The following is a 12,244-nucleotide window of genomic DNA, read 5'->3' as shown; positions in this document are numbered from 1 at the left end:
CTGTTATTTTTTCCTATCTTTTCGAAAACGAAAGGCATGGCTGAAGCCGCAAAACCCGTACGCACCTCACAGACCACCATCACCGAGTTGATGATTCCTTCTTATGCCAACTTTGGCGGAAAAATTCACGGGGGCATTTTGTTGTCGCTCATGGACAAAGTGGCCTATGCCTGTTCCAGTAAACACGCGGGCGCCTATTGCGTGACCGTGTCGGTGGACCGGGTTGAGTTTTTGAAACCCGTGGAAGTGGGCGAACTGGTTTCGCTGCATGCATCGGTGAACTATGTGGGGCGCTCGTCCATGATTGTCGGCATTCGCGTGGAAGCCGAGCATGTGAAAAACAGCACCATTCGTCACACCAACTCGTGCTACTTCACCATGGTGGCCAAAGACGATCACGACAAACCCGCCGAAGTGCCCAAGCTCATTCTGGAAACGCACGACGACGTGCGTCGCTTCATTGAAGCGCTGCACATGAAAGAAATAAAGAACAAAATCAAAGACGAAATGAACGACGCCAAGTCGACCATCCATGTGAACGACGCACTGGAAATGTTGAAGACAGAGCGTTGCATCATTGCGTTCAAAGAAAAAGAATAAAAAGACCGGCGCTCGACACAACACCCTTCCGCTACCCGGTGCTCAGTCGGTAGCGAACGACGAAAAATTTTTACCTGACCTATGAAGTATTTTCTTTTTGCATGCACGCTATTTCTGACAAGCCTCTCGTTTGCACAAACTCCGCTCATTCTGTCGCAGCGCGATCAGGCCAAAGTGATTGACGAACTTTTGGACGACCGGTTGAAAACACTTCTGCCCGCCCTGATGCGCCGCGAAGGCTTCGACATGTGGGTGGTGATGTCGCGCGAATACAACGAAGATCCCGTCATCAAAACACTATTGCCGGCCACGTGGATGGCGGCCCGCCGCACCACCATGCTGGTGATGTTTGACCGGGGTGCGAAAGAAGAAATGGAATACCTGGCCGTGGCCCGCTATGACGTGGGCAAAGTTTTTAAACGCGCCTGGGACCCCGACAAACAACCCGACCAATGGGCACAACTGGCCAGCATCATCAAAGAAAGAAATCCAAAGAAAATCGGCGTCAACAAAGCCGAGCACTATGGTCATGCCGACGGCCTCACCGCCAACGACTATGAGGCATTGACAAAAGCATTGGGAGCACCCCTGCAATCGCGCGTGGTGTCGGCCGAGAAACTTGCCGTGAGCTGGCTGGAAACCCGCAGCGACAAAGAGATGGCAATCTATCCGCAAATCTGCCGCATTGCCCATGAAATCATTCAGCAAGGTTTTTCCGATCGCGTCATTCAACCCGGCGCCACCACCACAGAAGACGTCGTGTGGTGGTACCGTGAGAAGATCAAAGAACTGAAGCTCGACACGTGGTTTCATCCTTCCGTGTCCATTCAGCGCAGCGAGCCCGACGTCATTTTCACCAAACGCATTCAGCCGCTCGTGATCCAGCCCGGCGACCTCCTGCATGTGGACTTCGGCATAACCTATCTGCGGCTTAACACCGACACGCAACAACATGCCTATATCCTGAAAGGCGGAGAAACCGATGCGCCGGAATACCTGAAGAAAGCCCTCAAACAAGGCAACCAGCTTCAGGACATCCTCACATCGAACTTTGTCCTGGGCAAAACGGGCAACCAAATCCTGGCCGACTCGCGCAAGCAGGCGTTGGCGCAGGGTCTCACGCCTTCGATCTACACCCACCCCATCGGATATCATGGCCACGCGGCCGGCACCACCATCGGGCAATGGGACATGCAAAACGGTGTGCCCGACACCGGCGACTATCCCCTGCACTACAACACAGCCTACTCCATCGAGCTTAACGTGACAACCAACATTGCCGAATGGAAGAAAGACATCCAGATCAAACTGGAGGAAGATGGCTTCTTCGACGACCAGGGAAAATTCCGCTACATCGACGGCCGCCAGAAAACACTTATCGTTATTCCAGGCGCCAGCACTATAAATGGCCAGTAGCATCGGTTTATTTTCGATAGATTTGAAACGCGTTTGTGCCTTTGTATAAACTAGTATGAAAATTCTAAGAGGCGTCTACACGGCGTATGGTTCGCTGGTGTTTGCCATGCTTTTCGCGTTGTTGCTGCCGCTGTTTCTTATTCCCATTTTGTTTCCACGCCAGCACAAACTGGTGGGCATCCTCAACCGGTTGTGGGCCCGGCTGCTTTTCTTTTTCATTGGTGTGCCGCTACGATTGGTGTACCGAACACCGTTAGATCCAAAGAAGCAATACATCTTTTGCTCAAACCATTTTTCATACCTCGACATTCCGGCCATGGGGCTCATACCGCACAACGCCATCTTTGTGGGCAAGAGCGGCATCGAAACCGTGCCGGTGTTTGGGTGGATGTATGGCAAGCTCCACATCACGGTCGACCGCAAGAAGATGCGCAGCCGCTACACGTCGTTGGTCCGTTCTATGGACGCGATCGACCAGGGCAAGAACCTCGTGATCTTCCCCGAGGGGGGGATAGTTACTGAAAAGGGCCCCGAAATGGGTCCTTTCAAAGACGGCGCCGTGCGCATCGCCGTGGAGAAACAAATTCCCATTGTGCCTGTCACCATACCGTATAATTGGATAATTTTGCCGCCGGATCAATTCCTGTTGCGCTGGCATCCACTCCACGTGATCTTTCACGAACCACTGGAAACCACCGGGCTCACGGCCAAAGATACCGACGCCCTCAAACAGAAATTGTTTTCCATCATCGACACCGAACTGAAACAGCATCAAGGAAAATGAAAATAGATCGTGCCCTGTTGGACAAAATCGCACACCTTTCGCGCCTCGAATTCGACGCGAAAGATGCCGAGAAAATGATGGGCGACATGACCGCCATTGTGGACTGGGTAGAAAAACTGAGCGAGGTAGACACCACTGGCGTGGAACCCCTCACCACCATGAGCCACGAAGTGAACGTGCTGCGCGAAGACGAAGTGAAGGAACACCTCAGCCACGAACGCGCCCTGCGCAACGCACCCAAAAAAGATGCTGACTATTTCCGCGTGCCGAAAGTACTGGAATAAAACACACCACGTTACTGTCTGGCCACGGGCCTGAACTTGACCCGGGAGTGGCGAACGCCTTCCGGGTTTTATTTTTTTATCTTGTGATACCGATCTTCAATTAAAAGTAATGACTACGCAATCGCTCTTCTTCTGGAAAAACTGGCTGAAAGAATACCGCACCGTGTGGCTTGGCCTCGGCGTGGTTTTTATTTTTTCTATCGTCTTTCTGTGGTTCAGTTGGTTCAAAGGTGCCGACGGCATCCTCCATTGGAACAAACTGCAGGAACAAAAAATGTTGGAAACCACCGTGCATAGTTTCCGGCTTGGGCCCTTCTCGCTCAACGTTCCCGCCGAAAGCTATGTGATCTTCGAATACCTCGATGGCAGCGACATCGTGCCGAACACAACGGCTTCCTATATTTTCCTCGCGATCCTTGTGGTGTGCGCCATCGTTATCCTCACCGTCATCACCACCATGGAGCGGTTCTGGTTTTTTGTGGGCATGGGGTTGTTCATTCTCTTCCTGGTGAGCCTGCGGCTGGAGGTGCTGGGGTTGTTCGGACATCACCACAGAATTCCGGTCATCGCCGCGCTCGTTCTCTATGTTGTGCCTGCATTCTACTTCAACCGCGTGCGTGCAAGCTGGTCGTTCACTACGCGTCTTCTTTTGTTTGGAGGCATCACGGCCCTCATCGCGGGGTGTGTGGCGTTGTTCGCTGCCGTTAACTATCCCTTCTATCATCTCACCTTAACGGGATACACGCCGGGCATGATTCTCACGGTGTTATTCATCATTCTCATTGCGCACGAAGTGATGGCGTCGTTTGTCTACATCACGAGCCGTGGAGGAACCAAAAGTCTGCGTCACCTGTCCATCATCAGCGTTATTTACCTGGCCAACATCCTCATCACCTGTTTCCACGAGATGGGCGTGATCGACTGGAATATTTTATACATCAACCTATACCTGCTGTTCACAGTGTCGGCGGTGCTGGGCGTGTGGGGTTTTCGCCGTCGCGAAATTCTGTATGCCAACATATTTCCATATCATCCGTTTGGCGGCTATTTCTTTCTCGCGTTGGGAGCGATCGCCTTTGCCACCATGGGGCAACTGCTGGGCAATGCGAACGACCCGGCCCTGAAAGTGATTCGCGATGCCATCATCTTTGCCCACACGGGCTACGGCATCATCTTTCTCACCTACCTGTTCTCTAACTATGTGCTGATGCTGGCGCGCGATCTGCCCGTGTTCAACGTGCTCTATCAACCCACGCGCATGCCTTACTTCACCTATCGTTTTGCCGGCACCATTGCTGTGCTGGGGTTTGTGTTTTATTCAAACTGGCACGAATATGTTTTCCACAGCATGGGCGGCTTCTATAATGCGGCAGGCGACATGCACACGTTGCTTGGCAATGGCGACTTTGCCGAATCGTTCTATGAGCAGTCGCGAACCCAGGCCTTTCAAAACAACCGCGCCAACTATGCGCTGGGTCGCTTGAAAGCATCGCGTTTCAATTTTGACGACGCTCACCAATTCTACGCACAGGCCAATCGCCGACGCCCCACGCCGTATTCCCTGACGAATGCCGGCAACATCTATTTGTGGGAAGGCAGTCCATCAGGAGCCGTGGAAAATTTCACGGAAAATCTAAAAACACACGGCTCCATGGGGCCATTGGAAAACAACCTCGGCTATGCCTACTCCAAACTCCACAACGTAGACTCGGCGCTACGCTATCTTGACCGGGCCCGCGGACATAACCAAACACGTGTCACGGCCGAAACCAATTTCTTCGCCATGGCCGCGACGGAAAATCTTCCGTTGAAAACAGACTCCATTCTTCAACTGTTCGGCAACACCACGCCAGCTGTGTTGAGCAACGCGTTGGCGCTTTCGTCCCTGCAGCAACAACCGTTGAAAACAGACGTGTCGCCTCTCCCGGCCACGAGACTGGATTTGTATTCGGCCACGCTGCTGAACAACTACATCGTGAAATATGCCACCACGGTCGACACCACATTCATCGCCAGGGCAAACCAGATTGCCGACGATTCGCTGAATAGCGACTTCAGAGAAGCACTGAAAGCGTCGCTGGCGTTTGCCTTCTACCATCGCGGCAACGTGTCGAAAGCGTTGGAAATTCTGGCAGAGCAAACCTACCTCAGTCAATCCTACCAGGGAAAATTTAATTATGTGATGGGCTTGTGGGCGCTGGAGCAACATAACCCCGACCTCGCATCGAGCTTCTTCACCTTTGCCGGCACCTACGACTATAAGGATGCCCGGTTCTATAACGCCATCGCGCTCACCGAAGCCCGCCGTCTCCCCGAGGCACTTGCTGCCTGGGACACGGTTTCGCGCAAGGAAGACCTGAAAGAAAAACTTATCGCCACGCAGATGAAAAAAATTCTGACCGTGTCGTTCGCCGAAGTGCTCACGCTGTCAGACCCGGACAAATATCAGTTTTGCCGCTATCGTGTCGGGCTGGGCGATTCGCTGGCTTTTAATCACCTGGTCAACTCATTTGCCAACGTCAACTTCAAAGCGCAGGCCCTGCTGGACTTCAGCCAACGCTATTTCGAAGCCGATCATACCGTTCCGGCTATACGCCTTTTTAACCGCATCGCCGGCCTGGAACTTACCGACAAAAAATTATACAACGATGTGGCGCACTTCGAGCTGCTGATGCTGGCCTATCGCAAGGAGACAAGGGGACTGGCCAACCAAATCAACAAAGGCATCACGTTCGACGAGTCGCAGTCGTTGGAAAAAATGTTGTATACAGCGCTGGTGGCCGAATCGAACGGAGATTTGAACACGGCCGAAAAACAATACGCGGTGTTGTCGCACTACAATCCCTATTTTGAAGAGGGCATTATTGCGTCGGCCGATTTCTATCGGACCAATTCGAAAGATAGTTTCAAGGCCTACACCATTCTGTCGGAAGCCATTCAGATCAATGGAAATTCCATCAGGCTGTTGAAGGCCTACATTGCCGAAGCCCTTAAAAAAGGATTTGATGAATTTGCCGCTGATGCAAATCAGCGATTGGTAGTTGCGGAACAGGCGGCACGTTGAGAGATGCGGGCCGCCGCGCGGCACTTAGTGCCCGTGCTCCATGCGTTTAGCCGTGTGGTGAATTTTCTTCTTGCCGGCCTTTTTTGTTTTCACGGCCTTACCGTTTTTCTTGGTGCTCTTCTTTGCGGCGGCTTCCTTGGCTTCCTGCTTCCACAGCTTGATGTTTTCGCGGATAACTTTCCAATAGTCTTTGCCATAGTCAACAAAAATCTCGGAACCGGCGGGAATGTCTTTCTTCGATTCGATGTAGGCCTTGATGCCGTCCACTGAATATTCGCAGTTGTTGAGCAGGCCTTTGATTTTCACCAGACCGCGGGCGTCATTCGCGTAGCGGGCCAGTGCTTTTTTATTGGGCAAGCCGTTGATAACGTTGTTTCGGTTGATGAAAAAGATGTAGCCGTTCTTGCCGTCTTCATCTTTCACTTCTTTCCACGTGCTTCGCTTGCCTTTGTACTCGACGATGAGTGTTCCTTTGGGAATGAATTTCTTTGTGAATAAACCTTTGCCTGCGTTGGGGATCGTAGACTTCTTAACGTAAAGTTGCTTTTCGAGTAGTGCCATTTCAATTTCAACCAGCTGTGGATCCACGGGTGATCCGTCCAAATAACTAATAAATAAATGGGGCGCAAGATAGAAGAATTTACACGCCAACAAAAATCAATTGTGATCTGGCCGGGAGTGGAATTCGAAAGCCGGTACTTTTCAAGGATAGATTTCACACACAGATGGACGGCTGCCCGTTGAAACCACTCGCATCCGCTGGCAGAACCAACGTTTTGCCTGCAGCAGCCGTGAGCACATTGCCGTCCGGAAATGAAACGTTGGCCACGGAAATATTCCCAACACACCATCACACACCATTGTCCCAACGCTTACAACTGCCACACAGCACCTGGCAAGTCTCACCCGAAAAGGCCGTCACCCATTTCGAAATGCTTCTCTTTTGAAGCGAACAGAACACAAAGAGCGTCTCCGGCATGATCTGAAATTCTAAACACGAACACAGTTTATTCAAAGACAAAACACATTTCGCAAACGAGTGAAGCATAATCTGCGCAAGAATATCGCGACCAAAAAACGAAAATGTCGGCAACGAAGAAACGACAGTCGCTCAAAACCCTTTGTTAAACAAACGCCTTCACGATAAGCCGGATGCTCACCAGGATGACTACCACACCCACCACGATCATCATTTTTTTCACGGGCAGCTTTCGGGTGAGGTGTGCGGCAATGGGCGCAGCAATGATTCCGCCCAGAACAAGGCCGGCAATAATTTGAAAATAGCTCACCCCAATGGTGGCAAAAAATGTGATGGAACTGGAGGTGGAAATAAAGAACTCCGCCAGGTTCACCGAGCCAATGGTGTAGCGCGGACTTCTTCCCTTCGCGATCAGCGTCGACGCCACAATGGGTCCCCAGCCGCCTCCGCCAATAGAATCCATGAAACCGCCAAAGGTTGCCAGCGCCGGAATGTTCCGCGTCTTGGTCTTTGGTTGACTTTTGCGAACCGCTTTGCGCACAATCACAACACCCAGCACCAACGTGTAGGCTGCCACAATCGGTCGGATGTATGTATTGTATTCCTCAAACGAGGAAAGAATATAAGCGCCCGCCACGGCACCCGCGATGCCCGGCAACAACAGGCTGCGGAAAAGTTTTTTGTTTACATTCTGAAAACGAAGGTGCGACAATCCCGAAACACCCGTGGTGAAGATCTCCGACGTGTGAATGCTGGCACTCGCCGCCGCAGGCGGCACGCCAAACGACAACAAAAACGTTGACGCACTCACGCCATAGGCCATGCCCAGCGAACCATCGATCATTTGGGCGATGAACCCGCCCAACACAAAAATGAAAAACTCCGGACCAATGCCAGACACCAGCGCGGTGGTGTCTTCCCACAGCCCATCAGAAAAAGAAAAAACAACCAATACCAGCAACACCACGGCCCCGGCAATCACACCCACAATCGCTCTCCGGTTCAACAAACTTTTATCGGCTGCTTCCATCTTTGTCTCTGGGTTTTTAGTTCACATGATCATGGTTTTTACGAAGATCAAACACCAACGCCACAACGTACCTTAAAAAACTTTGCTCACCCCACCATTTCTCGCTGCAATGGTTGCGCTGTTCGCGCCGGGGCAAGCTCAGTTCAGGTTAATGCTCTTCCCTACTTCTTCAACAATCCGTCGACGGTGATGGAGAAGTAATACAGTGCGCCGATGGTAGGACCCGCGGCATACTGGATGTAGCGATTGTTCAAAATATTGGTTCCACCCAGTTTGAAAGTCGACTTCAGCTCAGGCAGTTTGTAAGACACTTGTGCGTCGAAGGTGTGATAGGCCGGAATGGAGCCGTTGGCCAATGGGCTCTCCCAGAGGAAAGACTGTTGCCATCTGTACACCACGTTGAAGCCAAGGTTTTTCACCACTTCACGATTTCCAAACGAAATGTTGGTCGCCCACTTGGGGGTATTGAAACCTGTCACAAACACATCTTTTTCCGTGTTAGACGAGATGTTGTTGTAGTTGAGGTTTCCACCTACGGTGAACTTCTTGAAGAAATTATAAGTCACTCCCAGCGACGAGCCATAGTTGTTATACTTCTGCTTGGCGTTGGTGTATACACGATAACGTTTCTGACGCGGGGTGCGGTTTGCAGCCAACATCGAAATCACGGCGGCGTCCGATCCCACCTGCACTTGCTGGTTGTCGTCAGGATATTTTCCGTCGGTGGTCAAGTATGGCACAGCCACCTCCACCTGACCAAGGAAACCGTCGTATTGATTGGTGTAGGCATCGATGTCGATCACCAGTGTGTTGTCGAACAGCACGCTCTTGTAGCCAACTTCAAACGAATTGATTCGCTCGGGACGTGTGGCCGACAAGTTGGTCACTTCCAGCAGTGCACGGTTTTTATAGGCCGCGTCGGTCAAAGAAAGACCGCCCTTCACGTCGGTGTTCACCGCCGCGTTGAAGGTGTTGATGGAAGCCAGCGTGTACGAATTGTCGAGATAGTTCAGACCGTCGTTGATGTAGGGCAGGCCGCCCACGCGACGGATGTTTCCGTTGTTCACAAACGACAAGGCTTCGAACAAGGACGGGAACCGGAATCCATTCTGGAAGGAAGCGCGGAAGTTGTGTTTTTCAGCCACCGTATACACGGCTGCTATCCGTGGATTAAGCTTCGGCGTGAATTCAAGATTATGATCCAGGCGAAGCGATCCGAAGATCTTCAGCTTCTCTTTGAAAAACGTCTTGGTCACCTGCGAGAAAAATCCATACTTCTTGTAGTATACATTGTTGCCAAAGCTGCCGTCGTCTTCGGGCTGTGTGCGTTCGGCAATGGGTCTCGAAAACTCCACGAAGTTGTTTCCATCGGGAATGATCTCATAGATGCGGAAGTCCGCGCCCACTAACAGGTCGAAATATTTTACCTGTTTTGAAAGATCCCACTGTGCATCGGCATGATACATACGGCTCTTTTGATTCAGGGCCGCGCCACCGGTTTGTGTTCCTGTGGGCACTGCGCTGATGTGGTCCCAGTTATTGATGCTGATGATTTCTTTTTTCAACGCATCAAATTCAGGTGTGCCGGGCTCTGCTCTTCCGGCATCGGCTGCCGCGCGGGCGCGACGCATCGCTTCGGCCAGGTCGGTGCCACCATTCAATTCGGTTTGCAATGAATTCTTGAACTTGGTTGTCCAGTCTTTGTTTGACAAATGCGACAAATCGAGGTTGTCAGACAAAGGTTTCAGGTTATAGGAGTCGCCCGTGTTCTCGAGCGACACATAGGTGCGCACAAAATAATTGGCACCTTTCAATTCCAGTTTGTGATTCTGTACACGCGTGTTGTTCAGCTGGATTTTATTTCCCCGCTGAAACAGACCATCCATTTCACCAATGCGATAGGCGTACGAAAGCTCAGCGTTGCTGCCAATGCGATAGTGAATGGCCGCGTCGAATTTTTTATTGTCTACTTTGCCGGGCACGAGGTCTTTCTCCCAATAGCCGGTTCTTCTCACTACGAACGATTGATTGGGCGCACCGTTATAGGTCACACCACTCACCGTCACCGCGTTGCTTCCGCTGTCGTCGCCATATTTATTCCAGGCGTCGTAGGCCGGATGATCGGCCACATTCAATTCGGGATAGTTCGGGTTGCCGGTGCCGGGGGTTCCGTTCGGGTTCTGATCGGTGCCCGTGTTGCCGCGCCAGTCGGTGGCACGCAGGTAGCTGCCGTTCACTTTAAAAGCCACTTTGTTATTAAAGGCATGCGCATAGCGCACGGCGGTTTCAGACAGCACGCTGGGATCGTAGTCGATCCCGTCCACGTGGTTCACGCCGGTTTTTTGATATAGGCTGAGGCCTTGATACAGGAAAGGGCTTTTCGTGATGAGGTTAGCCATACCGTTGATGGCGTTCATGCCATAGAGGGCCGAAGCTGCTCCGGGAGTTATTTCCACGCTTTCAATATCGAGTTCCGTGGGGCCGATGGCATTTCCCAGGGGCACACCCAATGTGGCAGCCTGCATGTCTACACCGTCCACCACTTGCATGAAGCGGAAGTTGTTGGGAATATTGAAGCCACGGGTGTTGGGCACTTTAAACGTGAGGCTTGAGGTGGTCATCTGCACACCTTTCACGTTTTCTAACGCGTCGTAAAAGCTGGGCGCAGGCGAATCGCGGATGGCGCGCGTATCGAGTTTCTCGATGGCTACGGGCGATTTCAACTGCGACTCCTCCACACGCGAAGCGGTCACCACCACCTCCGAGCCCAACAGCGCACTGGGTTCCAGCACGAGGTTGATGGTCTGGTCGGCCGATGTCACCGTCACATCCTGTGTTTTGAAACCAATAAAAGATGCCGACAATGTTATGGGCAGCGATTTTGTTTTGAGGCTGAAGTTTCCTTCCAGATCGGTTACGGTTCCGGTCACAGTGCCTTTAATAAGGATGTTCACACCGGCAAGGGGTTCCTGGGTTTCGCCGTCGGTTATTTTTCCGGTTAGCACCGCGGGCGACTGGGCCCAGGCTCCGGAGGCTAACGAGAGCAGGAAGAGAAGGGAATACAAACGGTTCATATAAACTCTATGGGTTTGGTGGATTTATCACAAAAATACAATTAAACACTATTGAATCAATAGAGTTAGGGGAAATTATAACACCAATTCAATTTCGCGCCGTTTTTGAAGCCTGGCCTCAATATGGCTGGCCAGGGCGGCATAAGGGTCATATCCATGGCGTTGAGGAAGGGCCACAAAGTTGGAATGCGCGTGAATAGCATAGAAATAGGGTTTATTGTCGCGGCGATCCACGGCATATTCCACGCTGGCCACTTCCAGCCGTGCCTCACGCGCGATAGCCTCCACGGCTTTCACCACGCTGTGCGTCGGCTCAAACCATTCTGCATCGGCTGTGCGCAGGTCGAGGTCATGCTGCGGGCGATGCAGTTTCACGGCATATTGAAAATTTCCATTAATCACTTCCGCCCGAACCACATGATGGCCCTTGGCGGGAATCCACTGCTGCACCAGCCACGGAGTTTGTTGGCTCAGGGCCAGTGTTCCGTCCTCCAGGCTCTCGCGCAGGTGTTGAAGAGATTGCACAAGCACGGTTTCGTTGCCCAGGCCGGCATTGCCTTTGATGAGCACGGGAAAGATCAACACGTCGCCCGCCTTCTTCAATTGACTGAGGTGCGTGATGACGCGTGTGTCGGGAAAGTCAAGGCCCAGTCGTTTCAACAACAGCAGCTGTTGCACTTTGGCTTGTTGCAACGCGATGGCTGCCGATCCGTTGATCACAGGCACGCGTTGCTGCTCCAGGTAACTAAAATAGGCCGACAGGCTTAGGTTGGACGACGATGGGCCATCGGCATACGATGGGAAACTCATGTCGTTATACACCAGGCTATAGGGTGTTTCCGTTTCGCCCAGGTCGAACCATTGCCGGGCCGGGTTCAGTTTCACATAGGGCAATTCACGACGCTCCAATTCGCGGAACAATGGATTGAACCACTCTTCGTGACCATAGAAAATGCCAATGGGTTTTTCAATAAGGGTGAACATATGCGCTAAAACGTTTAGGTTGAATGATG

At 51.9% G+C, this 12,244-nt stretch carries 9 protein-coding genes; 5 read left to right on the top strand and 4 right to left on the bottom strand.

Translation table 11 applies throughout. From position 1 onward, the window contains the following. Window positions 1–36 precede the first annotated feature (36 nt). From JI741_RS27690 to JI741_RS27670, 5 genes are all read left to right on the top strand, one after another. Window positions 37–600 (top strand): acyl-CoA thioesterase, encoded by a 564-nt coding sequence (locus JI741_RS27690; protein WP_202015229.1) that lies wholly within the window; start codon window positions 37–39, stop codon window positions 598–600. 81 nt (window positions 601–681) lie between these two features. Further along, entirely contained in the window at window positions 682–2,016 is a 1,335-nt protein-coding gene (locus tag JI741_RS27685; protein WP_202015227.1) for a M24 family metallopeptidase, read from the top strand. 55 nt (window positions 2,017–2,071) lie between these two features. After that, window positions 2,072–2,800 carry a lysophospholipid acyltransferase family protein gene (locus tag JI741_RS27680; RefSeq protein WP_202015225.1) on the top strand — a complete coding sequence of 243 codons (729 nt, stop codon included), beginning with the start codon at window positions 2,072–2,074 and terminating at the stop codon, window positions 2,798–2,800. Next, on the top strand, window positions 2,797–3,084 hold the full coding sequence (gene gatC, locus JI741_RS27675; RefSeq protein WP_202015223.1) for an Asp-tRNA(Asn)/Glu-tRNA(Gln) amidotransferase subunit GatC: 288 nt from the start codon (window positions 2,797–2,799) through the stop codon (window positions 3,082–3,084). The genes JI741_RS27680 and gatC overlap by 4 nt, the downstream gene beginning before the upstream one ends. 109 nt (window positions 3,085–3,193) lie before the next feature. Beyond that, the gene (locus JI741_RS27670; RefSeq protein ID WP_202015221.1) at window positions 3,194–6,148 is read left to right on the top strand and encodes a tetratricopeptide repeat protein; all 2,955 of its coding nucleotides are present in this window, start codon (window positions 3,194–3,196) and stop codon (window positions 6,146–6,148) included. 24 nt (window positions 6,149–6,172) lie between these two features. Here the strand turns inward: JI741_RS27670 and JI741_RS27665 are convergent, their stop codons facing one another. The 4 genes from JI741_RS27665 to JI741_RS27650 form a co-directional block, all read right to left on the bottom strand. Beyond that, window positions 6,173–6,709, bottom strand: a complete 537-nt coding sequence (locus JI741_RS27665; protein ID WP_202015219.1) for an SET domain-containing protein — start codon at window positions 6,707–6,709, stop codon at window positions 6,173–6,175. Between the two features lie 563 nt (window positions 6,710–7,272). After that, window positions 7,273–8,157: a sulfite exporter TauE/SafE family protein gene (locus JI741_RS27660; protein WP_202015216.1), complete on the bottom strand. Its 885-nt coding sequence runs from the start codon at window positions 8,155–8,157 to the stop codon at window positions 7,273–7,275. Between the two features lie 161 nt (window positions 8,158–8,318). Then, entirely contained in the window at window positions 8,319–11,231 is a 2,913-nt protein-coding gene (locus JI741_RS27655; protein ID WP_202015215.1) for a TonB-dependent receptor, read from the bottom strand. Between the two features lie 75 nt (window positions 11,232–11,306). Beyond that, window positions 11,307–12,215: an ATP-grasp domain-containing protein gene (locus tag JI741_RS27650; RefSeq protein ID WP_202015213.1), complete on the bottom strand. Its 909-nt coding sequence runs from the start codon at window positions 12,213–12,215 to the stop codon at window positions 11,307–11,309. Between the last annotated feature and the right edge of the window lie 29 nt (window positions 12,216–12,244).

The sequence above is a fragment of the Chryseolinea lacunae genome (genome assembly GCF_016735595.1).
GTDB classification, from domain to species: Bacteria; Bacteroidota; Bacteroidia; order Cytophagales; family Cyclobacteriaceae; genus Chryseolinea; species Chryseolinea lacunae.
This window is presented reverse-complemented; position numbering and strand designations above follow the sequence as displayed.

Excerpts from the sequence above, each read along its gene's own strand:
- JI741_RS27680 (WP_202015225.1), top strand. The coding sequence starts at position 2,072 with ATGAAAATTCTAAGAGGCGTCTACACGGCGTATGGTTCGCTGGTGTTT.
- JI741_RS27690 (WP_202015229.1), top strand. The coding sequence starts at position 37 with ATGGCTGAAGCCGCAAAACCCGTACGCACCTCACAGACCACCATCACC.
- JI741_RS27650 (WP_202015213.1), bottom strand. The coding sequence starts at position 12,215 with ATGTTCACCCTTATTGAAAAACCCATTGGCATTTTCTATGGTCACGAA.
- JI741_RS27655 (WP_202015215.1), bottom strand. The coding sequence starts at position 11,231 with ATGAACCGTTTGTATTCCCTTCTCTTCCTGCTCTCGTTAGCCTCCGGA.
- JI741_RS27665 (WP_202015219.1), bottom strand. The coding sequence starts at position 6,709 with ATGGCACTACTCGAAAAGCAACTTTACGTTAAGAAGTCTACGATCCCC.
- JI741_RS27685 (WP_202015227.1), top strand. The coding sequence starts at position 682 with ATGAAGTATTTTCTTTTTGCATGCACGCTATTTCTGACAAGCCTCTCG.
- gatC (WP_202015223.1), top strand. The coding sequence starts at position 2,797 with ATGAAAATAGATCGTGCCCTGTTGGACAAAATCGCACACCTTTCGCGC.
- JI741_RS27670 (WP_202015221.1), top strand. The coding sequence starts at position 3,194 with ATGACTACGCAATCGCTCTTCTTCTGGAAAAACTGGCTGAAAGAATAC.
- JI741_RS27660 (WP_202015216.1), bottom strand. The coding sequence starts at position 8,157 with ATGGAAGCAGCCGATAAAAGTTTGTTGAACCGGAGAGCGATTGTGGGT.